The following is a 24,074-nucleotide window of genomic DNA, read 5'->3' as shown; positions in this document are numbered from 1 at the left end:
GAACATGCGGGGTCGGGGGAGGGAAACTTAATGGAGCGGAAACAGTTTGAACTCGGCGATATCGTGCTAATGAAGAAGCAGCATCCATGCGGAGCGAATGAGATGGAGATCATCCGTATGGGGATGGATATCCGGATCAAGTGCGTAAAGTGCAAACATAGTATTCTTCTTCCTCGCGCCAAGTTCGAGAAGAGCCTGAAGAAGGTTTTGAAGTCGGCCGGTGGGGATCCACAGGGAGAAGGGGAGTAAACAACGGAGCGAAAATATGGATGAACGATCCAGTTGCATGTCCGTCCATTATTTGATATTATTATTCTTGCTGCGGAGAGGTACCCAAGAGGCCCAAGGGGGTTGACTCGAAATCAACTAGGCGTCGCGAGGCGTGCGTGGGTTCGAATCCCACTCTCTCCGCCATATAAGAAAAACGAGCCCGATTCCTGAAAAGGAATCGGTTTTTTGCATATGGCGAGTGGGATGAGAACGGGCCGTTAAGCGAATATGCCAAAAGGCATGTTCGTAGGCCCCGGCGTGATAGTCGCATTGAGCGTGAATGTGCCGAAGGCCACTAACACGCAGAGACGGAGCGAATCCCACTCTCTCCGCCATATAAGAAAAACGAGCCCGATTCCTGAAAAGGAATCGGTTTTTTGCGTATGGCGAGTGGGATGAGAACGGGCCGTTAAGCGAACATGCCAAAAGGCATGTTCGTAGGCCCCGGCGTGATAGTCGCATTGAGCGTGAATGTGCCGAAGGCCACTAATACGCAGAGACGGAGCGAATCCCACTCTCTCCGCCATATAAGAAAAACGAGCCCGATTCCTGAAAAGGAATCGGTTTTTTGCATATGGGGAGTGGGATGAGAACGGGCCTTCTACGGAATATGTAGAGGGTCTATTTATGGTTCGTCGTATTTTTTGCGTTCATCAAACCTATGATCAGAACACAAAAATGCTCGATTCTGATTATGATCCTTAAACAATGACTCCTCATCAATGATGTTATATAATATAACAAATAAATGATATATATAACATAATCATAACGCAAAGGAGCGGGAACGATGTTTATTGAAGCAAATCCTTACGCGTACCCTTATAATGGCCAGCTGAGAGCCGATAATACGGCTCTGATCGTGATCGATATGCAAATCGACTTTTGCGGCAAAGGGGGTTATGTCGACCGAATGGGATACGATTTATCGCTAACTCGTCGGGCGATTGAACCCATCAAGCGATTGTTAAAGCTGACGAGAGAGATTCCGGGTTTCACGATTATTCATACTCGGGAAGGTCATCGTCCGGATTTATCCGATCTACCGGACAATAAGAGGTGGCGCAGCAAACAAATCGGAGCGGAGATCGGATCTCCGGGACCGGCGGGACGAATTCTCGTTCGGGGCGAGCCCGGCTGGCAGATCATCGAAGAGCTAGCTCCGATATCCGGCGAGATCATTATCGACAAACCGGGTAAAGGCAGTTTCTACGCGACGGATCTCGATCTCGTACTACGAACGAGGGGAATTCAGAACTTGATTTTAACGGGAATTACGACCGATGTGTGCGTGCATACGACCATGCGCGAAGCGAACGATCGGGGTTACGAATGTTTGATCTTAGAAGACTGTACGGGCGCAACGGATCCCGATAACCATTCAGCCGCACTTAAGATGGTGACCATGCAAGGCGGGGTGTTCGGTAGCGTATCCGATTCGGTTAAGGTGGCGGAGTCGCTTGCATCGTTATCCCTCAGCGAGCAGAGAGGCGGATGAACGATGAAACTCCAATTGCAGGATCAATCTACTCCATTGTCCATTGAGCAATTGCGCAACGCCTATCGATCCGGTGAAACCTCTCCGGAAGAAGTCGTAACGGAAATCATTCGGCGCGCCGAAGAGGACGCCGACAAGAACATATGGATTACTCCGCCGCGCATGGAGCGTATCCGCCCGTACCTCGATCGGCTCTCCGAACTAAATCCGTCCGTCTGTCCGCTATGGGGCATACCGTTCGGGATCAAAGACAACATCGATTGGGCGGGCATTCCGACTACGGCTGCATGTCCGGATTATCAATATGTGCCTAAGGACAACGCCACGGTCGTCGAGAGACTAATAGCGGCTGGGGCTATCCCGATCGGAAAGACGAATATGGACCAGTTCGCGACGGGTCTTGTAGGCGTCAGAAGTCCTTATGGCGAAACGCACAACGCTTTAAGGGGCGAACTTATTAGCGGAGGCTCTAGCTCCGGTTCGGCAGTGGCGGTCGCCCGCGGACACGTCGCGTTCTCCCTGGGAACGGACACGGCCGGTTCAGGGCGCGTTCCTGCATCGTTAAACGGGATATTCGGATATAAGCCCAGCCTTGGCTCTTGGCCGATCCGAGGAGTTGTGCCGGCAAGCGCAAGCTTGGATTGCGTAACGGCGTTCACGAATAGCCTGGAAGATGCGCTGGAAGTCGACCGCATCGTACGAGGACCGGATGAGTCGGATCCATGGTCGAAGGAACTGCCATTGCCTCAAGCGGCTATTCCTTGCAAGTTGTTATTGCCGGAAGGGTCGCTACACTTTTACGGACCCTATGCAAGTGAATACGAACAAGCGTGGAAGAAGGCGGTCCGACGTCTCGAGCAATTAAGGATTCCAATTGAGTATGTGGATGTTCGCGGTTTTCACCAGGCGGCGAACTTGTTGTACGGAGGGCCGTTCGTCGAGGAAAGATGGGCGGGTCTCGGTAGCTTCATAGATGCGCATCCCAACAGCGTATTGCCGGTTACGGAAAGAATATTGCGCTCGGGATCGGCTTCGAAATACGATGGAGCATCGGTGTTCCGCGCCATGCATGCTCTTCAGTCGATTAAGCTTGAGACGAACAAGCTGTTGAAGGGTGCGGTGCTTATCATGCCGACGGCGGGTGGAACCTGGACGCGGGAGCAAGTTCGCAATGACCCCATTAAGACGAATACGGAAATGGGAACCTATACGAATCATTGTAATCTGCTGGATTTGTTCGGGGTGGCCGTACCCGCGGAAGCTGCGGATGAGAAGCTGCCGTTCGGAATTACGATATTCTCTCTAGCTTCTAACGAAGGTTATGCGATTGGAGCGGCACAGTTCTTCGTAAGCGGAGAAGGACATAAAACAACGATGCAACCAACGCCTAAACATACGCTTGTGGCAGTTTGCGGCTTACACATGAGGGGATTGGCACTTGAGACGCAGATGCTGCAATACGGAGCAAGGTTTTTACGCGAAGACAGAACGGTTGAAAAGTACAGGATGTTTAAGCTATCGACCAACCCGGCTAAGCCAGGCTTAGTTAAACGACCCGAAGACGGCAAATCCATTGCTCTTGAGGTGTGGGAAATGCCGCTCGATAAGTTCGGGCATTTCGTGGCTAACATACCGGCACCTCTTGGGATAGGCAAGGTCGAACTAGAAGATGGAACGGAAGTTCCCGGGTTCGTCTGCGAACCCTATTCGACTAGAGGATCCGAGGATATCACCGACTATGGGGGCTGGAAATCAGTAAAGTGAATGATCCGCGTGAGGCGCGCTAGATAAGGATGCGGGCAAAATCGTTCCCCAATCTCCCAAATTACCTTAAAGCGATCGACCGGATTCGGGTTCCGATATCCGGTCTTATTTGTTTTGTGGTAAAGTTTGGGTAACGCTTGATCAAGCTAGGTCGAGCCCGAACGGAGAATCGTATGCTAACGTCTAGAAGAGTAGTTCTCATCCTCATATCGTTCTTATTAGTTCTGCTTGGCGTGCGGCTCGTCTGGATATTTTATCTCACTCCGCAGAATATAGCTCAGACCGTCCAAGGTGTCGCGGATCTGAGAGATCGGGAACTCGATTCGGAAGGGTTAATCTCGCTGAGGGGCGAATGGGAGTTTTACCAGAATCAATTGATCATGGATAATAACGGAGCGCTTCCGTCCCCGACGGAGAGAACCATGTTGCAGGTGCCCGGAAAATGGAATGGACCGCCGTTCGGTTACGGCTCTTATCGGCTGCGAGTGTTGGTTAACGGCGACGCGGAGCAAATATACGGAATTAAGGTACCGATGATCCCCTCGTCATCGGAATTGTTCGTTAATGGGAAAATGTTGGGGCGTTCGGGCGAGACGGGCGAAAGCGCGGACGACTATACGGCGAGGAACGTTCCTTACACGGCAATCTTCGCATCTGATCGGGAGGAAATCGAGATCGTCGTTCAAGTGGCGAATTTCGATGACCGGTTGGGGGGAGGAATCTTCGGGCCGATTGTATTCGGCGACGGCATCTCGATTAGTCAGAATGCGCAAATGTCTTCCTGGCTGCAAATAAGCTTATGTCTGATTTTATTGGTACATGCAGCCTATTCCGTCATTTTATATTTCATGGGAGTCCGCCAGCGTGGGTTGCTTTATTTTTTCGGACTTGTCGTTTGCGCGATGATCTCTACCTTGATCGACGATAGTCAACTGCTTCTCGTGTGGTTTCCGATCGACAACGACTGGAGCTATAGGATTTTTTATATCGTCTATCTTGGGATTGCGGGATTTCTTATGCAATTCATGAGTTATCTTATGCCAGGAAGCGGGAGAAAGCGGGGTTTGCGAGCCTATACGACAGTCTGCGTCGCATATTCGTTGGCTGCTCTATTCTTGCCCGTTAATTGGCTGACGAGGATGGATGCTCTTCATACTATCATCATCATGATCCCTTATTTGGTCATTTCCGTGCTCGCTTTCCGGAGCGTGACGAAAGGGAATAAAGACACGATCTTTATTTTGATGGGAGTAAGCGCCGTAACGTTTAACATCATCTGGGGACTCATCAGAGCATCGTTTTGGCAGGAAATGGGTTTTTACCCGATGGATATGATCGCCGCTTTTGTTGCTTTTGCATCGTACTGGTTCAAGAGATACCTTAGGACATCCGAGCAAACGGTCAAGCATGCCATGAAAATGATGGAGGAAGATAGGCTGAAAGACCAGTTCCTGGCCAGAACGTCCCATGAATTGCGCAATCCGCTTCACGCTATGCTGAACATAGGCCATTCGCTGCTTAGAGGCAACGGCAACTATGACGAAACCGCTAATCGCGAAAACATGGAGCTATTGGTCTCCGTTGGCAAAAGAATGTCGTTGTTGCTGAACGATTTGCTCGACCTCGCAAGGCTGAAAGAGAACCGCATCAATCTGCAACTTCGCGCGGTCAACGTCCAAGGCGTCGTTTCGGGCGTCCTGGACATGGTGAGGTTTATGACGGAAGGAAAGCCGATTCAATTGATCAATCGGGTTCCGGACGATTTCCCTCCCGTGGTCGCCGACGAGAATCGCCTCGTTCAAATCTTGTTTAACCTTCTGCACAACGCGGCGAAGTTTACGAACGAAGGATACATCGCGGTCGACGCATCCTTTCGCAATGGACAAGCCTATGTTGCGGTGTCGGACACCGGCATTGGCATGAACGAGGACACGAAGCAAGTCCTGTTCGAGCCTTACGAGCAGGGGCGCGGCCCGATTCAAGCCGGAGATGTGAGCGGACTTGGGCTAGGGCTGAGCATTTGCAAGCAACTGGTGGAGTTACATCGGGGCACGATATCGGTAACTTCATCTCCGAACGAAGGATCGGAGTTTACCTTTACTCTACCGATATCGGATGAGGACGTACCGCAGGATGAAGTTACTCGGGAGGAAGTTCCCGCGAAGGCTTTAGTAATGCCGGACGTTATGAAAGAGACCGCCGCGGCGTTGCTGGCTTCGGGTCCGGAACTTTACAAACGGGATCCTGCGGACATAGCGAATATTCTGGTCGTCGATGACGACCCGGTGAATTTACGCGTCCTAGAAGAGGTTCTCGCGATGGAAAGCTACGAGATCACCAAGGCGAAGAACGGGAATGAAGCCATAGCTATACTGGCGACGAAAGAGTGGGATCTGGTCATCGCGGACGTCATGATGCCGCGAATGTCGGGGTTCGAATTGTCTCGCGCGATCCGCGAACGTTATAAAATAGCTGAACTTCCGATTTTGCTTCTGACCGCTCGGGGTCAACCGGAAGATATCGAAGCCGGCTTCCAAGCAGGGGCAAACGATTACTTAGTTAAACCGGTGGACGCTATGGAATTGAAATCCCGCGTACGGGCGTTAACGGACGGCAAGAAATCATTCCGCGAAAGGTTACGGATGGAAGCCGCATGGCTTCAAGCTCAAATCCAGCCGCATTTCCTGTTTAACACGCTCACTTCGATCGCCGCGTTAAGCGAGCTGGATACGGTAAGGATGCGCACGTTGGTCGAAGTATTCGGCAATTATTTACGGGCGAGCTTCGATCCGCGGAATTTGGAGCGGATCGTGCCTTTGCGGCATGAGTTGGATCTCGTTCGATCTTACCTGTACATAGAGAAAGAACGATTCGAGAATCGATTACAAGTGGAATGGGATGTCGATGAAAGTATTCACTTAACGGTTCCGCCCCTTTCGATCCAGCCCCTCGTCGAGAACGCGGTCCGACACGGCATTATGAAGCGCGTTGGCGGCGGCAAGATCCGAATCCGAATCGTCGAGTACGAGGATTGCGCGGAAGTCCGAATCGAGGACGACGGCGTGGGGATGGACGAGAGCACCCGGCGGCGGTTGTTGGACGACCATGGCGGCCAAGATCGGGGAATCGGCTTGCGCAATACGAATCGGCGGCTTAAGCAGTTATATGGTCAAGGTTTGCGGATTATCAGTTCCCCCGGTAGCGGCACGACAATCATTTTCATGGTAAAAAAGGCGAAATTCTAAAACGGATACAGGCCCCTTCTTCAAGGCGAAAGGCCCATGGGGGCCGGTACATCCTCTCTTCATCCCTCCTTAACAACACCCCCCTTGGGTTTTAATTCCCTCCTTCATCATGCCAATTTAATGTTATGTATATGTAATGTTTGTTACTCATACACAGAAAATAGTCCAATATTTTGTTCTTATCGTATAAAGATAATGACATAAAACTGATATATAATCGTATTAGCAAAGGGAATTAAAAATATATGTAAAGTTATATAACATACAAAAGGGGGACCAAGATGAAAAATGACAACGTTCATGCTCCCTATCTTCTCAAAGCAGTGGCACTCACCAAACGATTCGGATCGCTCGTCGCTAACCGCAACATAGACTTGGAGGTTAATCCGGGGACGATCCATGCGATTCTAGGGGAAAACGGGGCAGGGAAGAGTACGCTCATGAAAATGCTCTACGGCGTATACGAGCCCGACGAAGGCGAAGTGTTCATGGACGGAGAACGGGTGTCCCTTCATCCGCCGACGAAAGCCCGAGCAAGGGGCATCGGAATGGTGTTTCAAGATTTCCGGGTCGTGCCGGCATTGACGGTATTGGATAACATCGCGCTCGCGGTAGAGTCGGGATGGCGATTCAACCGGAAGAAGCTTCGTCAACGGATCGTGGACACTTCGGCTAAATACGGGCTTGCGGTCGATCCCGACGCCTATGTCTGGCAGTTGGATCTCGGTCAACGGCAAAGGCTGGAAATCGTGAAGGTGCTTCTCGCTCCCGGAACTCGAATCATTATTTTCGATGAACCAACTAGCGTATTAGTGCCCCAAGAAGTAGAGGCTTTCCTGAAGATGCTCGACCTGCTCCGCCAAGACGGTTACGGCATTCTGCTTATTACGCACAAGATTAACGAGGTGCTCGCCTGCGCGGATCGAGTAAGCGTGCTAAGAAGCGGGCAAATCACGTATACGGCAAATCGCGAAGAGGGCTTGGCGGGTGACGCCCTAATCGCCGCCATGATGGGCGACAAGACATTAAAGCCGGTCGTCAAACCGAGCGCCGATGGCGATAGAAAATCGGAAGTCGCGTTGCAGATTACGAACGGGACGATTAGCGGAGACCATGGCGAGTCGGTACTCGGAGATCTTCGTCTGACATTGCCGAAAGGTCAAATTATCGGGGTCGCCGGAATATCCGGAAGCGGGCAGCGCGAGCTGGCGGAGGTGTTATTCGGATTAAGAAAGCTGACTACAGGTCAGATCTCCATCGGCGGCAAAGAGATGCAAGCGAACGCCAAAGCGTTCATGGACGCGGGGGTGAGCTTTGTCTCGGAAGATCCGATCAAGGAGTCGGTCATCCCCGGATTTACCATTATGGAGCATATGGTGCTCGACGGAATCCGGCTTAAACCTAAAGGAGCCGGAATCGATTGGAAAGAAGTGAAAGGCGAACTAGACGGTAGCGAAGAAGCGAAAGCACTTGCTCTCGCGGATGGCAACCGGAGGGCGGATACGTTATCCGGCGGCAACGTGCAACGGATGGTGCTCTCGCGGGCGCTGATCCGCAAGCCGGAAATCTTGATCGTCAGTTATCCGAGCAGGGGGCTTGATATCGGGACGACGCGCACGATCCAGCAGCATCTCATCGAGCTTGCCGAGCAGGGAACAGCGATTATTTTATTTTCCGAAGACTTGGACGAATTGTTTAAGCTATCCGACCAATTGGTCGTTTTGTCCGGGAAGCGGCTCATCGGACCCTATCTTCCTTCCGAAACCGACGTTACCGAAATCGGATACCGCATGTTGAAAGGAGAATCTGCGTGAAACAACAAGCGAGCACAAGCACGAATACGATCGCGTTGTCCGCCGGAAGTTATTCCTTTCTAGCCCGCGTCAAGCCTTGGGCGATTCAAGCTTTAATTATGATCGCGCCGTTCGTCGTTTATGGATTGTTCTTGCTCTGTTATGAAGTTAACCCGGTCGAGTTGTACGTTTCGATGGTGAAATCCACGTTCGGCGATCTGTACGGGTTCGGGGAAGTGTTGTTAAAAGCCACTCCGTTCATTCTGACGGGTCTTGCGGCGGCCCTTCCGGCCAAAGCGGGTTTGGTAAACGTCGGAGGCGAAGGACAGCTTGCCATCGGGGCATTATTCGCGACTTGGTTCGCGGTATTTTATCTGAATGATTTTCCGGCGTGGCTCGGCATTCCGCTCATGATGATCGCCGGTGCGTTAGGCGGAGCCGTCTGGGCGGGCTTGGTTGCCGTATTGAAGGTGAAAGGCCGTCTGAACGAAACGATAACGAGCGTTCTGCTTAACTACGTCGCCACGTTCACCGTCGGGTTCTTCGTACACGGTCTGTTGAAAGACAAGGAGTCCTTTAACTGGCCTTTCTCCCCGGAGATCGCTTCATCCCTTAGGCTTCCGATTATTAACGGGACTCGGTTACACATCGGCTTCGTTGTCGCATTGGTACTTGCGGTGCTCGTCTGGTACGTCTTAACGAGGACGCGACTTGGATTCCGCATCCGAGTGCTCGGCAGCAATCGGCTTGCGGCAGAGCGCGCCGGCATGAACATCAACAAGATGTATTTCTGGGTACTCATTGCCGCAGGAATGCTGGCAGGCATAGCGGGGATGATTGAAATTGCCGGCATAGAAGGAAGGCTGCGCGCCTCTACCGGAGCCAACTTCGGGTATCTCGGCTTTCTAGCCGCGATGATGGCGTGGAACAAACCTTTGCGACTGATCGTAACGGCGTTCCTGCTCGGGATGATCAGCGTTGCGGGGAACACGCTCGAGATCAGCTCGGGATTGCCGTCCTCCTCCGTTAACATTCTGATGGCGCTCGTTCTGTTCTTCATTCTCGGCAGCGGAAGGTGGGCTAAGCGATGATTGCGGATATTTTGACCGGAGCGATTCGGTCCGGAACGTCGGTTATGCTGGCAAGTCAGGGCGAACTCGTATCCGAGAGAGCCGGGGTCATCAACCTCGGTACGGAAGGTTCGATGCTGGCGGGAGCGTTAGGAGGCTTCGCGGTGACGGTATGGACCGGGAATCCTTGGCTCGGGGCATTGGCGGGAGGGCTATGCGGTTTGTTGATCGCATCGATCCATGCTTTTCTCGTCTTAAGCTGCGGAGCCAATCAATTGGCTACCGGCCTTACGATTATGTTTTTCGGAATGGGGGTGACGGCGTTCTTCGGACGGGATTTCGTCAGTCAACAGATCGTCGGCTTTAACCCCGTTGCACTTCCGGGGTTGTCGGACATTCCGTTCATCGGACCGATTTTGTTTAACCATGATCCGTTGACCTACTTGTCCATCTTGCTTGTTCCTCTCTTGTGGTACGTGATCTTTCGTACCCGGGTCGGCATTATGCTAAGAACCGCCGGGGAACGGGAGGAAGTGTTGTTCGCCAGCGGCGTGAACCCTAAGCTCGTTCGTTATTTAGCGGTATTGGCGGGCGGATTCTTGGCCGGAATCGGCGGCGCGCAGTTATCGATCGCTTATACGCATAGCTGGGTTGAGAATATGACCGCAGGCCGGGGTGTAGTCGCCGTCGCTCTTGTTATTTTCGCCTCATGGAAACCGGCAAGAGCGATGCTGGGAGCTTACTTGTTCGGAGCCGCGCAGGCGTTGCAATTGACCGTTCAGCAGCAAGGGCTCGCGATTTCTCCGTTTTTCCTGTTCATGGTTCCTTATCTATTAACGTTGCTTGCTCTGTTGATCGTGGAGCGAAGGAAGAAGAGTCAGACGCCGGAGGCTCTAGGCAGGGTGTTCGCAGGGGAAGCGGGCGGATGACTGCCGAAGAAGCGAAGAAAACTGCCGAACCGGCACAAAGAGACGATGGCATGACGCACTAACCTAAATAGAAAAAACAAAGTGGAGGGAACCATCATGAACAAAATCGTAAAAAGAAAAGCTAGAAGTCTTTTTCTTGGCACCTTGGCCCTTATTATGTTGATCACCGGTTGCAGTCAGCCAGGAAACGAAAGCAACGGCTCGGCAAGCGGCTCTCCGGAAGGTTCGGCAACGGCAAACGCGGAGCAGGATAGCAAGATGGGAACGGGAGGAAGCGCGATCGGCTTTATCTTCGTCGGAACGAAAGACGACTACGGGTATAACCAAGCGGCTTATCTCGGAAGCGTGGCGGTGGAGAAAGCTTATCCCGACATGAAGGTGCTGCGCGCGGAGAACGTGCCGGAGACGGCGGAAGCGGAACGCGTCATGGAGCAAATGATCAAAGACGGCGCGAAAATCATTTTCCCGACCTCGTACGGACATCTGGAACCGGCTCTTAACGTGGCCAAGCGCCACCCGGACGTCGTGTTTTTCCACCAAGGCGGATTGAAGACGGCCAACAACGTCGGTACGTACTTCGGCACGATCTGGGAACCGGTATACCTTGCGGGGATAGCGGCAGGCAAAATGTCCAAAACAGGTAAGCTCGGTTACATCGTCTCCGTTCCGATTCCTCAAGTGTTGCTTAACGTTAACGCCTTTACGCTCGGTGCCAGATCGGTTAATCCGGAAGCGACGACGTCCGTCGTGTTCACGGGAAGCTGGTGCGATCCGGGCCAACAAGCGAATGCGACCAACTCGTTGATCGATAGCGGCATCGACGTGCTTAGCTTACATCAAGATTGCATGAAGACGGTGATCGAAACCGCGGAACGCCGCGACGTGATGACGGTAGGCTACCATGCGGACGCTTCTTCGCTTGCTCCGAACGGATGGATTACGGGCTCGTTATGGAACTGGCCGGACCTGTTCGTCGATATGGTCAAAACAGCGCAAGAAGGCGGATTTAAAGGCAGTAAATACGACGGAAAGTATCGCGGAACGCTGGCGGACAACGTCGTGCAAATGGGTTCCTTCGGCGCCAAGGTTCCGGCGGACGTCGTTCAGTTCGTAGAGGACAAGAAGGCCGAGTTGTTGGGCGGCACGTTGAAACCGTTCATCGGTCCGGTTAAAGATCAATCGGGAACCGTGCGGATCGCGGAAGGGGAAACGCCGACCGTCGAGGCGTTGGAAGGTTCGGATTATCTCGTAGAAGGCGTTATCGGCAGCATTCCTAAATGACGGGACATAGTCGCGAAATGGATTGGAGCAATCGCTTATGAGTGGACTGGGAGGGCTGAACAAGAGCCCGGATGGCGTTGTCATCGGTTTGGTGCAAATGAAGCTTCCCGTCGTGGAGACGCCGGCGCAGCTAGAGGAGCAGACTCGGAGAATCGTAGAACTAACGGCGAAGGCTAAGCGCGGATTGCGTAACATGGATCTCGTCGTGTTCCCGGAATACTCGTTGCATGGCCTGTCGATGAATACGGATCCGGCCATTATGTGCCGGGTCGACGGTCTGGAGGTTGAGGCTTTCCGTCAAGCTTGCCGGGACAACCGGATTTGGGGTTGCTTTTCGATCATGGAGGCGAACCCGAACGGCAACCCATACAATACGGGACTTATTATTGACGATCAGGGCGAGATCAAGCTGAATTATCGCAAGCTGCATCCTTGGGTTCCGGTTGAGCCTTGGGAGCCCGGAGATCTCGGTATTCCGGTATGTGACGGGCCTAACGGAAGTAAACTCGCTCTTATTATTTGTCACGATGGAATGTTCCCGGAGATGGCTAGGGAGTGCGCGTATATCGGCGCGGATATTATGATTCGCACGGCTGGATACACCGCGCCGATTCGCCACTCTTGGCAAATCACGAATCAAGCGAACGCCTTTTGCAATCTCATGTATACCGCGTCGGTGTGCATGAGCGGGAGCGACGGCACGTTCGATTCGATGGGCGAAGCGATGATCGTCGGTTTCGACGGCGTACCGCTCGTTACGGGCGGAGGCAGGCCGGACGAGATCGTCGCGGGAGAGGTTCGTCCGTCGCTTGTCCGCGAAGCGCGGCGCCTATGGGGCGTGGAGAACAATATGTATCAGTTTGCGCACCGCGGGTACGTTGCGGTAGATGGCGGCGCGGGAGATTGTCCGTACACGTACATGAAAGATTTAGTGAACGAGCGCTATAGATTGCCTTGGGAAGACGAGGTTGTCGTAAAAGACGGGACATCGGAAGGGTATCCGAAGCCGGTGCGTAAATATGCAGGGAGGGTACGGGAATCATGACGGAAAAACACACAACGGTGAAAACGGCGGAAGCGATGGAATGGTCGCCGATGCCGGATCACGTCGCCCTCTATCATCGCGAGATTCTGTCGGCTGCCGATGCGGACGAGATGGGGGTACGGGCTAGCTCGGTATTATGGGAGAAGATCGGCGTCGGCGGCGCCGTTCTTCCTCATTATCATAATGTAGCGGAGATCATTCATATTACGGTAGGCAAAGTACGGCTGCTATGTAACGGGGAGTGGAAATCTTACGCGGCAGGGGATACGTTTCTTGTGCCTGCGGGAGTCGTCCATTCGGTTGCCAACGACGATACGGTGCCGACGGAGCAGATTAGCATCTTCCTACCAGTAGAGGAGCAAGCACCTGGTAATCGATTCTTCGAAACGACGAAGGTACCGATTCCGACCGAACGGCAGTTGCAAGGCGGAAAGTAGGAAGGATAGGGAAGAGGGAGAGGGAGAGGGATGCCAGATGAAGACGGTGAGGGAGGCTCTTCCTTATGCGTTTGATTTTGACCCGGTACGAACGGCGCTAGTCGTCATCGACATGCAGAACGATTTCTGCTCGGCTGGCGGATTCGGGGAAAAGCTCGGCAACGACATCACGCCTACTCGAGCGATTATCCCCGTCATTCAGAAGCTGCTTCAAGTTGCCCGCGATGCAGGTATCCTGATCGTTCATACGCGGGAAGGACATCTGCCGGATCTGTCCGATTGCCCGCCGGCTAAGCTCGAGCGGAGCAAGAGGATGGGAGCGGGAATCGGGGACGAAGGTCCGATGGGCCGAATCTTGATTCGCGGGGAGCAGGGTCACGCGATCGTCGCGGAGTTAGCGCCGCTTGAAGACGAAGCGATTATCGACAAGCCGGGCAAAGGCGCGTTCTACAAGACGGAACTAGAGCATTTGCTAGAACGGAACGGAATCGAGTCTCTGGTGCTGTGCGGCGTTACGACTCATGTATGCGTGCATACGACGCTGCGGGAGGCGAACGATCGGGGGTATCGCTGTCTAGTGTTGGAAGACGCGACGGCCGCATTCGATCAAAGCGATCATCAAGCCGCTATTCATATGGTGCGGCAACAGGGCGGTATTTTCGGATGGACGTCGGGGGCGGAGTCTCTTATTGCGGTAATAGAGCGGTAATTTAAGGGCGATGAATGATGGAAATGATGCGCCGATGAAGAAGATGAGAAGAGAAAATGATGAGATTATTGCGCCGGTGAAATTGATGAAACGATGCAGATGGTGTGCCGGTGATGACAACAAGGACAGCTTTTACAGGGAAAGGAATGCGCGGCGATGGACGACCCGATCAGAGAAGGCTTTACGGTCAAATCCTTGTTCGATGTTCCTCAATTCAAGGATGCCGTTCTTCTAGGCGGCGAAGCGGGCTTAAACAGCTTGATTAGCCGCATCAACGTAATGGAGGTTCCCGACGTCATCGACTGGGTGCGGCCCGGCGAACTGCTCATGACGACGGGATATCCGTTTAAGCACGACCCCGAAGTGCTTGTGCCGCTCATCGAGCAATTGGCGAGCAAGGGCGTCGCAGCGCTCGGCGTGAAGACGAAACGTTTCTTCGACGAAGTGCCTGCCGCCGCGATCGAAGCCGCCAACCGGTACGGCATGCCGCTAATCGAGCTGCCGCCGGGCACGACGTTCTCGGATGTCGTTCGCGAAGTCATGGAGCGGGTGCTCGTCTCCGAATCGAAAGATCTTACGATTCTCCAAGGTCGCGTTCAACGCCTGTCCCACGTGCTGCTACACGGGGACGGGCTTTCCTCGTATTTGAATCATTTGCAGGTCATGATCCGCAATCCGGTAATCCTGCTGGATCCTCATAACCGCAGAACGGGATCTCCGGATGCGGAGAAACTGTTCGAGCTCATTGAGGAAACGGAATGGGTTAAATTCCGCGAGGATCAGACGCCGGAGACGAACGTGTTGCAGATCGGAGAACGGAGCGTTCGCGTTCATGTCGCGACGGTACCGGATGGACAAGTCCGTTCGTACCTCTTGTTGATTCTCGAATATTCGGCCGAATACGGAGCGGTCGATACGCTTACGATCAACTGGGCGGGACGGTTGCTTGGATTCGAGATCAGCAACATGCAGGCGAGGAAAAATATCGAGGTCAAATATTTCGATCAGTTTCTGCAAGATTGGCTGGCGGGGCGCATCGTGTCGACGGTCGATCTGAGGCTTCGCGCGGAAGCTTGCGGATGGCCGCTAGCGGAGGACGCAGTCTATTTAGCCGGGGTCGTGTCGTTCTGGGAGCGGAAGCCGGAGGTCAAATCGCTGCAAGAGCTGGCGAAACGGCTTAATTGGGAAAGCGATTCCCGCGGAAGCGATCTGAAGTGGACGGTGCTGGAAGGGGAGTTAGTCGTTCTATTTACGCTGAGGAGCGAGGAGATCGGAGGACTCCATGCTAGACAACAGCTGACCGGGAACTTATGGACGATCTTGAGACCGATGATTCAAGAGAAGCAGGTATCGTTGTGCTTAGGCAGAGAGGTTAGCCGTCAAGCGGAGGTGTCCGGCAGTTATCGCGATGCGAAACGAGCCGCCGACATCAGGCGCGTCTGCAGGCTGAAGGATGAGACGCTTCGGTACAACGAGCTTGGCGTCTACTTGTTGCTCTATCGGCTGCAAGGAACCGACGAAATGGAAGAGTTTCAGCGACTTTACTTGAATCCTTTGCTAGAATTGGACGCCAAACAGCAGGGGGCGCTATTGAATACGCTTCGGACGTACTTCGATTGCAACTGCAACGCGAAAGAAACGGCCGAGCGGATGTACCTTCACTACAATACGATCAACTACCGGCTCGACCGGATCAAGAACGAGCTAGGCTTAAGGTTGGATGACCCGGAAACCAAGCTGCTGCTTCAATTGGCGATCAGGTCGAACGATATTGAATGAGGAAAAGGGGACTAATTCGCAACCTAGTACGCATATCGATCATTTTGAACGTATGGCTGCCTTTAGTCCGTTGTGGATTAATGGGATTAGTTTCTAACGGCGGCCGCAGCCGCTATTTCGTCGGAAACAATTGTTTTGAAAACCTAACGGAGCTGCACGGCGTTATTTATACCCAAATGGCATGATTTCACTGGAAAACATACAAATAAGAGCGTCCATTTCCGTTAGATTTTGAAAAACGCTTTTTTGAGCAAAATAACGTCCGTAGCTTCCGTAAGCTGTAAGCTAGTGTTGTAAGAGCAGTAAGTCTGAGTATTGATACGACGAGCAAACGTGTGTAGGAGCAACAAGATAAAAGCAAAATAACGAAGAACCCTTCACAGGGTTCTTCGGGCGACGTTTAATGAGTTGCATTCGAAATTCGTAACCATGACGTTGCTGATTTAACTCAGCGCTTCGGTTGTCCGGAAATTGTTAACCCTGTGTTGCAGACGAATAGTCTTTAGCACAACGCCTCGCTTCCGTAGCCTACTCCGATTGGAACGTTTCCTCTTGCGGTTGTTGCGCCCAGTCGTTCAAGGGAACCACACCTCTCGTTTTCCGTCGCCGAGATATAGAATGGCTTAAATCCTCCCGCAATATGCATGCCGATGAAATAAAGTTCTAATGGAACTGTTTCATTTTTTTCCACTTGCGATTGTGGTTAGAGGTTTTGGGGAATTTCTGACCTTTGCGCAATACGACATGCTGGGGGTCGTTAATCCCCATATGGAAGGCATCTTCTCCGACCTCCATATACTCTCCGTCATTCGGAGCACGCTGTCCGGGTTCGAACTGCGTCTGTTCGCCCATTGTCATCACCCCCTGTCTAAAGGATAGTGTAGCGCGAAACTTCTTGCGGTATTCGGGCTATTGTGATAAAGTATTCAGGCATGCGAATTTAACGCATGCTCCTTGCTTCCCAGCCGGTTGACAAGCTCATCGGTATACCAAGTGGGGGGCCAAAGACCTTAAGGAGGTGAACGGAAGATGCGCAACTACGAGTTGATGTACATCATCCGTCCGGACGTGGAACAAGAAACCGTTCAAGCTGTCGTGGAAAAATTCCAGGGCATCATCGGGAACGGCGGAGAGATCGTGAAGCACGACATTATGGGTAAACGTCGTTTAGCTTACGAAATCAACAAACACCGCGATGGGACGTATGTGTTGGTTCATTTCTCGGCGACGTCAGATGTTGTGACGGAGTTGGAACGCGTTCTGAAGATTACGGATGAAGTTATCCGTCATATGGTCGTCAGAGAACAAATCGCGTAAGTAGCCACACTGTACCAGGCGGATAACCGCCGCAAGCCTAATGTCATGTCTAGTGGAGGGAAGCCGCGATGTTGAATCGAGTTATTCTCATAGGGCGCCTGACCAAGGATCCCGAATTGCGTTACACGCCTGCAGGCGTAGCCGTTACCCAATTTACTTTAGCGGTAGACCGTCAGTTCTCCGGCAGTAAAGAAGAGCGCGAAGCGGATTTTATCCCGATCGTAACGTGGAGACAGTTAGCCGAGACGTGTGCGAATTATCTTCGTAAAGGCCGTTTGGCCGCCGTGGAAGGCCGCATTCAAGTGCGCAACTACGAGAACAACGAAGGCCGACGCGTATATGTAACGGAAGTTATCGCCGATAACGTTCGATTCCTGGAATCAGCCAACCGCGAGGGCGGCGGAGGACAAGGAAGAGAAGAAGGTTCCGGCGGCAACCCGGGTGCAGGCGGAGGCGGGTACGGAGGCGGCAACCGCAGCTCTGGCTCTCGCAACAGCGGCAACAATAGTGATCCCTTCGCCGATGACGGGCGACCGATAGATATATCGGACGATGATTTGCCATTTTAACTGGAAAGGACGGATAACAAATGAGCGAACAACAAACAGCAGCACCAGCACGTGAAGAGCGCCCTGCGCACAGCCGTACAGGCGGCGGTGGCGGAGATCGCGGTGGAGACCGTGGCGAACGTGAGCCCCGTAAATTCCGCCGTGGCGGCCGTAACAAACGTAAGAAAGTTTGTTACTTCACTGTAAATAAAATCACTCACGTGGATTACAAAGAGTTGGACTTGCTTCGTAAGTTCATCAGCGAGCGCGGCAAAATCTTGCCACGTCGCGTGACCGGAACGAAAGCGAAATACCAACGCATGTTGACTGTGGCGATCAAACGCGCACGTCAAATGGCTTTGCTTCCTTACACGACTGAGTAGTCGTTTCGAGAGCTCCCGTTCTACGGTTTCCGTAGATTCGGGAGCTTTTTTGTTTTTCACAGATAGATGAGTTTTACTAAAGAGAGATAACGCTTACATAAAGTGGCATCTTCGACCAAATGAAACCGGTTGCAAATTTATTTTCGACATGTTATAGTTTGAATCAGAAACCGCTTTCTGAAACACAAGAAATTGTGTAACCGGTTTCTGAAATGAAATCGGATACAAGAAACGACGGTGAACAGGGCGAATGAAACCAAATATTGACCACGTCGCGGAGCGAGCGCAAGTATCCAAGGCGACCGTGTCCCGAGTGCTTAACAACAATCCTCAAGTCAAGGGGGAGATCAAAGAACGCGTACTTCGCGCGATAGAAGAGCTCGGTTACCGTCCTAGCGTTATCGCGAGAAACTTGGCGACGAACCGGACGAATAACATTGGACTGATCCTTCCGGATATTACGAACCCGTACTTTCCAGTACTGGCTCGCGGGATCGAGGATGCTGCCCACAGACTCGGTTATACGCTTTTTATCGGCAATACTGATAATGATCCGAAAATAGAGCAGGATATTATTTACAAAATGGTGGAACAACAGGTAGGGGGGATTGTGCTGATCTCTTCGACGCTCGATGAGAAGACGGTCAACGAGCTGACTAGTCTGCATACGCCAATCGTACTCTGCGACCGACTCATTGAGGACAAGCCGTTCGACGCGGTGTCGATCGATAACTATAAAGCGGCACAAGATTCGATCAACTACTTGATCGAGCGGGGGCACACCCGAATCGCTCATCTCGCCGGTCCTAAAAATATTCAATCGGCGGTAAGTCGAAGAACGGGTTATATGGATGCTATGCATGCGGCAAATCTTGAACCATTCGTCAGCGTAGGCACATTCAGCTACGAGTCGGGCGTGCACCAGATGGGCGCCGTGATTGACGAGTATGCGCCGACGGCCATTTTCGCGGCGAACGATCTATTGGCGCTAGGCGCGATGCAGGAAATCCATCGCCGTGGATTGCGAGTGCCCGAGGATATTTCGATCATCGGTTGCGATGACATTGCGTTCTGCGCCATGTCGCGACCAACGCTGAGCACGATTTCGATACCTGCCTATCAGATTGGAGTCACCGCTGTGCAGCTGTTAGATGATCAGATGAAGGGGGTGAGGTCGGGCTCAAAGAACGTGATTTTGGAGCATAAGCTTATACACAGAGAATCATGTAATGGGGTGGACCAGAAATGAGTGCAAGTATTGTGGTTGTGGGGAGCCTGAATATGGATATGGTGGTCAGCCTAAACCATCGTCCGGATCGGGGAGAAACCGTATTAGGTACCGATTTCTTCATGAACGTAGGAGGTAAAGGCGCCAATCAGGCAGTCGCGGCCTGCAAGCTCGGGGCTGACGTGGCCATGATTGGAAAAGTGGGCGGCGACTTGTTCGGCGACCAACTGCTTGCCAATCTGGAAGAGGTCGGAGTCGATTGTAGCGTAATCGAGAAAGTGGCTGGGGAAGCGACGGGCGTCGCGTTCATCACATTGGATCCGCAAGGGGACAATAGCATCGTCGTTGCTGCGGGGGCCAATCTGTTGCTAACTCCGGAGGACGTGCGCAAGCAAGAAGATCTGATTAAGCAGGCTAAGCTGCTCATGGTGCAGCTTGAAATTCCGCTTGAAACCGTGAAGGAAGCGATTACGATCGCGAAGCGGCATCAGGTTCCGGTACTGCTGGATCCTGCGCCTGCGCAACCGCTGCCGGAAGAGTTACTGGCGATGGTGGATTATATTCTGCCTAACGAGAAGGAAATTACCCAGTTGACGGGTGTTAAAGTTTCCGACCAGTTAACCGCGAAGCTTGCGGCTGTCGAATTGATCAACCAAGGCGTATCGACCGTGTTTGCTAAGCTAGGGGAAAAAGGCGTAGTCGTCGTAGGGGCGAATCGAACCTTCTTCGTGGAAGCTTACAAAGTGAATGCCGTAGATTCTACGGCGGCCGGCGATGCTTTTGCCGGTGCGGTAGGAGCGGCGATCGTAAGCGGGAAAGACATCTGGGCGGCAGCGAAATTCGCCTCCGCCATCGGCGCGATGACAACGACGCGCAAGGGAGCGCAAGCTTCCATGCCGTTGCTTGAGGAAGCCGAGCAATTCATTAAACAAGCAGCACACAACCAGTGATTAAAGGGGAGTTCTACAACATGAAGACTAAAAAATTCAGCTTGCTAAGCGTAATCGTTCTTTCAATCGTTTTGGTTATTTCGGGATGCGGCAATTCGAATAATAAATCCAGTGAATCTCCGGCAGCATCTCCATCAGCTTCGCCGTCTGCGTCTAACGGGTCTGCACCGGCGCCGGCTTCTGACATTAACGCCCTTTACTATGTAAACAGTACGCTTGGCGACAAGAGCTTCTTCGACTCTGCGCAAGCGGGTATGGATAAAGCAGTCAAAGAACTTGGAATTAAAGCTAAAACGGTTGAAGGCGGAGCTAACTCCGCGGACTGGGCATCCGGTCTGGAAGCCGTAGTGGCTAGCAATAAATATAACGTCGTTGTCGTCGGTACGAGCCAAATGATCGATGTGACGAAGGATTTGGCTTCACGCTATCCCGATATCAAGTTCATCTTCTTCGATGATTTAATCGAAGGCGTTCCTAACGTTTATTCGATGCTTTACTCGCAAAGCGAAGGTTCGTTCCTTGCCGGCGCGTTCGCGGCATTGGTAACGACGAATACAGAGCTCAAAGGGGCAAACCCGGAGAAAGTCGTCGGATTCGTCGGCGGTATGGATATCCCGATCATCAATGACTTCAAATCGGGTTACGAGCAAGGCGCAGCTTATGTAGACAAAGACGTGAAAGTCGTTACTTCTTATGTAGGAGATTTCGTTAACGCTCCTAAAGGCAAAGAATTGGGCTTGGCGCAAATCGATTCGCAGAAAGCCGACATCGTATTCGGCGTAGCGTCCGCAGCGGGTCTTGGCACGCTGGAAGGCGCGAACGAGAAAGGCGTGTACTCGATCGGAGTCGACGCCAACCAAAATCCGCTTTACCCGGGAAGCGTTCTGACATCCATGATGAAAAACGTTGACCAATCGATCTTCCGCGCATTCGAATTGATGGTCAAAGGCGAATTGGCTTTCGGCAGCGGCGAAGTGCTGGGTATCAAAGAAGGCGGCGTAGGTATCGCTAAAGACGAGATGTACGAGAAATACGTTCCGCAATCAATCAGAGATAAAATGACCGAGATCGAGGACAAGTTGGGTAAAGGCGAGATCACCGTAAAATCTTCTTTATAAGAATACTGGCTATAAGAATTGAAGGAGGGGTGAGGTTAACCTCATCTCTCCTTCGTTTCACTGGGGCCCCGTATACGAATGAAGTCATTTTCTGGCTGGGGGGATAGCGATGCCGATTTTACTAGAGATGAAAGACATTCATAAAGTGTATCCTAACGGAACCGCCGCTAACAGGGGCGTCGATCTGACCGTACACGCGGGAGAAATACACGCGCTAGTCGGAGAGAATGGGGCAGGTAAGTCGACCTTGATGAAGATCCTGTTCGGGCTGGAAGCTCCGACGAGCGGAACGATTGAATACAAAGGACAACCGGTTAGCTTTAGCGGACCGAAGGACGCCATTCAGCAAGGTATGGGTATGGTACATCAGCATTTTATGTTGTCGCCTTCCTTGACGGTTTCGGAAAATATCGTGCTCGGCGACGAACCGAAGAAAGGCCCTTTTTCGTTGTTCCGCGATCGTGCGAAGGAATATCGGGAAGTGGAGCATTTGGTCGCGACGTACGGCTTGAAGGTAAATCTGCAGGCAAAGGTCGAGACGATTCCGGTTGGACAGAAGCAACGGGTGGAGATACTGAAGGTGTTGTACCGGGGTGCGAAGCTGATCATTCTGGACGAGCCGACGGCGGTGTTGACGCCGCAAGAGACGGACGAGCTGTTCGACTCGATTCAAGCGCTGATCAGCGAAGGCCATACGATTATTTTCATTACGCATAAGCTGCGCGAGGTCATGCGCATTTCCAACCGTATAACCGTGCTTAGAGCAGGCAAATCGATCGCGACTTTGCAGACGAAGGACACGAATCAAGAAGAAATTTCCCGACTGATGGTTGGGCGTGAAGTACTGTTCCGAGTGAACAAAATACCGGCAGAACCTAAGGATGTCGTGCTTGGCGTCCGTAATCTTGAGGCGCTGGACGACAAGGGTACGAAGGCGTTGCAGGGGATTTCTTTCAACATTCGCAGCGGGGAAGTTCTCGGCATTGCAGGCGTGGAAGGCAACGGACAGACCGAGCTGGTAGAGACGATTACCGGACTTCGCAAAGCGGTTGCGGGCAATATAAGCTATCTGGGCAAGGAATTGCTCGGTACGAGCGTAGCGGAGATTCGCCGGATGAAAGTCGGCCATATCCCGGAAGATCGGCAAACCTCCGGAGCCAGCCTGACTTCTACGATTGCGGAAAATTTGATTCTCGACCACTATCGGAATCCCGAGTTCAAACGGGGGATTTTTCTAAATAAGAAAAAAATCAAGCAGTTCACCCAGACGATGATGCAGACGTACGACGTACGCGCGCAGAACGAGGAAATTCTGGCAGGCGCACTGTCGGGCGGCAATCTTCAGAAAGTCGTCGTGGCGCGGGAGTTGTCGAAAAATCCGAAGCTGCTCATCGCTTCCCAACCGACTCGCGGGGTCGATATTGGAGCGATCGAGTTCATCCATAGGGAAATTATCAAGCGTCGGGACGGCGGCGCGGCGGTTATGGTCGTCTCGGCCGAACTGTCGGAAGTCATGGCGCTGAGCGACCGAATTGCCGTTCTGTACAACGGCGAGATCGTGGCGCTTCTGGACAACACTCCGGACCTGACGGAACAAGAAATCGGTTATTACATGTTAGGCATCAAGAAACAGGAACAGGAGGCGGTACGATGAAATCGTCCAGAATGTTAGTGCTGGAAGTCAGCGGAATTCTGATGGCGGTTGTAACCGCGCTGCTGTGCGGATTCGTCGTTATCTTTCTAACCAGCAGCGAACCGTTTGCGGCCGTTAGCGCCTTGTTCCTCGACCCGTTGTCCAGTTGGTTTAACGTCGGCACGATATTAAACAAAGCGGTTCCTTTGATTTTAACGGGTCTAGCGCTTTCCGTCGTTTTCCAATCGGGCGTATTCAGCATGGGAGCCGAAGGCCAGCTTTACATCGGCAGCTTTCTCGCCGCGCTCACCGCGGTGTACTTGCCGGGCTTGAATCCATGGATTCATCTGCCGCTCGTATTGATAGCCGCGCTTATCGGGGGGGCCATCTACGGGGCGATTCCGGGGTTATTGAAAGCCTATATGAACGCCAATGAGATCGTCACCACGCTGATGCTTAATTTCGTGGCGATACTGCTCACCTCTTATTTCGTGAATAATCAGTTCAAGTCGCAAGGCGGCGGCTACGCGAAAATGGAAAACATCGACAAGAACATTTTGTTAGCGAAAATCATTCCGGGGACAAGCGCCCACGCCGGTATTCTGATCGCGCTAGCGGCAGTTGTTCTCGTATACTTGCTCCTCTATAAAACGTCGATCGGATACGAACTTCGACTGGTCGGGAAAAATGGACATTTTGCCCGCTATGGCGGTATCGCAACGCGCAAAATCATTGTCATCAGCGTCATGATCAGCGGTGCGCTGGCAGGATTAGCCGGAATCGTGGAAATTCTCGGGATTCAACAAACGTTTAAGCAAAACTTCTCGGCGGGGCTCGGTTTTGACGGAATTATCATTGCGTTGCTCGCTCGAAACCACCCAGTGGGCGTGCTCGTCGCCGGATTATTCTACGCGTATATCCAGGTAGGCGCCCAAACGATGCAATACGGGAGCGATATGCCTCGCGAGGTTGCCGTCATTATTCAAGTCATGCTCGTGTTGCTCGTAACAGCCCAGGCGATTTTCACCTTCCTTAAACAAAGGTATGCCAAAACCGAGCAAAAGGCGGTGAAGTAAG

General features: G+C 52.4%; 21 protein-coding genes and 1 tRNA gene. 21 read left to right on the top strand and 1 reads right to left on the bottom strand.

Going from position 1 to position 24,074, the window contains the following annotated elements; genetic code table 11:
- Positions 1-30: 30 nt before the first annotated feature.
- The 13 genes from HH215_RS23050 (at position 31) to HH215_RS22990 (ending at position 15,820) form a co-directional block, all read left to right on the top strand.
- Positions 31-249: a DUF951 domain-containing protein gene (locus HH215_RS23050; RefSeq protein ID WP_169282036.1), complete on the top strand. Its 219-nt coding sequence runs from the start codon at positions 31-33 to the stop codon at positions 247-249.
- A 74-nt stretch (positions 250-323) separates the two neighbouring features.
- Positions 324-414, top strand: a tRNA-Ser gene (locus tag HH215_RS23045).
- Positions 415-1,060: 646 nt separating this feature from the next.
- Complete coding sequence (gene biuH / locus HH215_RS23040) at positions 1,061-1,768, top strand: biuret amidohydrolase (protein WP_169282035.1); 708 nt, start codon at positions 1,061-1,063, stop codon at positions 1,766-1,768.
- A 3-nt stretch (positions 1,769-1,771) separates the two neighbouring features.
- Positions 1,772-3,532, top strand: coding sequence for an allophanate hydrolase (atzF, locus tag HH215_RS23035; RefSeq protein ID WP_169282034.1), 1,761 nt, complete (start codon positions 1,772-1,774; stop codon positions 3,530-3,532).
- Positions 3,533-3,705: 173 nt separating this feature from the next.
- Complete coding sequence (locus HH215_RS23030; protein WP_169282033.1) at positions 3,706-6,777, top strand: hybrid sensor histidine kinase/response regulator; 3,072 nt, start codon at positions 3,706-3,708, stop codon at positions 6,775-6,777.
- 281 nt (positions 6,778-7,058) lie between these two features.
- A complete protein-coding gene (locus tag HH215_RS23025) occupies positions 7,059-8,591 on the top strand; it encodes an ABC transporter ATP-binding protein (RefSeq protein WP_169282032.1) in 1,533 nt (510 codons plus the stop codon).
- Positions 8,588-9,661 (top strand): ABC transporter permease, encoded by a 1,074-nt coding sequence (locus HH215_RS23020; protein ID WP_254450191.1) that lies wholly within the window; start codon positions 8,588-8,590, stop codon positions 9,659-9,661. The genes HH215_RS23025 and HH215_RS23020 overlap by 4 nt, the downstream gene beginning before the upstream one ends.
- Entirely contained in the window at positions 9,658-10,569 is a 912-nt protein-coding gene (locus tag HH215_RS23015) for an ABC transporter permease (RefSeq protein ID WP_169282031.1), read from the top strand. The genes HH215_RS23020 and HH215_RS23015 overlap by 4 nt, the downstream gene beginning before the upstream one ends.
- 96 nt (positions 10,570-10,665) lie before the next feature.
- Positions 10,666-11,850 carry a BMP family ABC transporter substrate-binding protein gene (locus HH215_RS23010; RefSeq protein WP_217362237.1) on the top strand — a complete coding sequence of 395 codons (1,185 nt, stop codon included), beginning with the start codon at positions 10,666-10,668 and terminating at the stop codon, positions 11,848-11,850.
- A 37-nt stretch (positions 11,851-11,887) separates the two neighbouring features.
- Complete coding sequence (locus tag HH215_RS23005; protein ID WP_169282030.1) at positions 11,888-12,895, top strand: formamidase; 1,008 nt, start codon at positions 11,888-11,890, stop codon at positions 12,893-12,895.
- The gene (locus HH215_RS23000) at positions 12,892-13,332 is read left to right on the top strand and encodes a cupin domain-containing protein (RefSeq protein ID WP_169282029.1); all 441 of its coding nucleotides are present in this window, start codon (positions 12,892-12,894) and stop codon (positions 13,330-13,332) included. The genes HH215_RS23005 and HH215_RS23000 overlap by 4 nt, the downstream gene beginning before the upstream one ends.
- A 37-nt stretch (positions 13,333-13,369) precedes the next feature.
- The gene (locus HH215_RS22995) at positions 13,370-14,041 is read left to right on the top strand and encodes a cysteine hydrolase family protein (RefSeq protein ID WP_169282028.1); all 672 of its coding nucleotides are present in this window, start codon (positions 13,370-13,372) and stop codon (positions 14,039-14,041) included.
- Positions 14,042-14,197: 156 nt separating this feature from the next.
- Positions 14,198-15,820: a PucR family transcriptional regulator gene (locus HH215_RS22990; protein ID WP_169282027.1), complete on the top strand. Its 1,623-nt coding sequence runs from the start codon at positions 14,198-14,200 to the stop codon at positions 15,818-15,820.
- A gap of 663 nt (positions 15,821-16,483) precedes the next feature.
- Here HH215_RS22990 and HH215_RS22985 read toward each other — a convergent pair.
- Positions 16,484-16,672, bottom strand: a complete 189-nt coding sequence (locus HH215_RS22985; protein WP_169282026.1) for a YjzC family protein — start codon at positions 16,670-16,672, stop codon at positions 16,484-16,486.
- 177 nt (positions 16,673-16,849) lie between these two features.
- Between HH215_RS22985 and rpsF the strand changes: the two genes are divergently transcribed.
- The 8 genes from rpsF (at position 16,850) to HH215_RS22945 (ending at position 24,073) form a co-directional block, all read left to right on the top strand.
- Complete coding sequence (gene rpsF / locus HH215_RS22980) at positions 16,850-17,137, top strand: 30S ribosomal protein S6 (RefSeq protein WP_169282025.1); 288 nt, start codon at positions 16,850-16,852, stop codon at positions 17,135-17,137.
- Positions 17,138-17,205: 68 nt separating this feature from the next.
- The gene (gene ssb / locus HH215_RS22975; RefSeq protein ID WP_169282024.1) at positions 17,206-17,706 is read left to right on the top strand and encodes a single-stranded DNA-binding protein; all 501 of its coding nucleotides are present in this window, start codon (positions 17,206-17,208) and stop codon (positions 17,704-17,706) included.
- A gap of 20 nt (positions 17,707-17,726) precedes the next feature.
- Positions 17,727-18,068: a 30S ribosomal protein S18 gene (rpsR, locus tag HH215_RS22970; protein WP_169282023.1), complete on the top strand. Its 342-nt coding sequence runs from the start codon at positions 17,727-17,729 to the stop codon at positions 18,066-18,068.
- Positions 18,069-18,318: 250 nt separating this feature from the next.
- A complete protein-coding gene (locus tag HH215_RS22965) occupies positions 18,319-19,317 on the top strand; it encodes a LacI family DNA-binding transcriptional regulator (RefSeq protein ID WP_169282022.1) in 999 nt (332 codons plus the stop codon).
- The gene (gene rbsK / locus HH215_RS22960; RefSeq protein ID WP_169282021.1) at positions 19,314-20,246 is read left to right on the top strand and encodes a ribokinase; all 933 of its coding nucleotides are present in this window, start codon (positions 19,314-19,316) and stop codon (positions 20,244-20,246) included. Before HH215_RS22965 ends, rbsK begins: the two co-directional genes overlap by 4 nt.
- Before the next feature lie 20 nt (positions 20,247-20,266).
- Positions 20,267-21,364 (top strand): BMP family ABC transporter substrate-binding protein, encoded by a 1,098-nt coding sequence (locus tag HH215_RS22955; RefSeq protein ID WP_169282020.1) that lies wholly within the window; start codon positions 20,267-20,269, stop codon positions 21,362-21,364.
- A gap of 109 nt (positions 21,365-21,473) precedes the next feature.
- On the top strand, positions 21,474-23,018 hold the full coding sequence (locus HH215_RS22950; RefSeq protein ID WP_169282019.1) for an ABC transporter ATP-binding protein: 1,545 nt from the start codon (positions 21,474-21,476) through the stop codon (positions 23,016-23,018).
- Positions 23,015-24,073, top strand: coding sequence for an ABC transporter permease (locus HH215_RS22945; RefSeq protein WP_169282018.1), 1,059 nt, complete (start codon positions 23,015-23,017; stop codon positions 24,071-24,073). The genes HH215_RS22950 and HH215_RS22945 overlap by 4 nt, the downstream gene beginning before the upstream one ends.
- Position 24,074: the final 1 nt, after the last annotated feature.

The sequence above is a fragment of the Cohnella herbarum genome, assembly GCF_012849095.1.
Lineage (GTDB): Bacteria > Bacillota > Bacilli > Paenibacillales > Paenibacillaceae > Cohnella > Cohnella herbarum.
The sequence above is the reverse complement of the archived record's forward strand: the minus strand, read 5'-3'. Positions and strand labels throughout refer to the sequence as shown.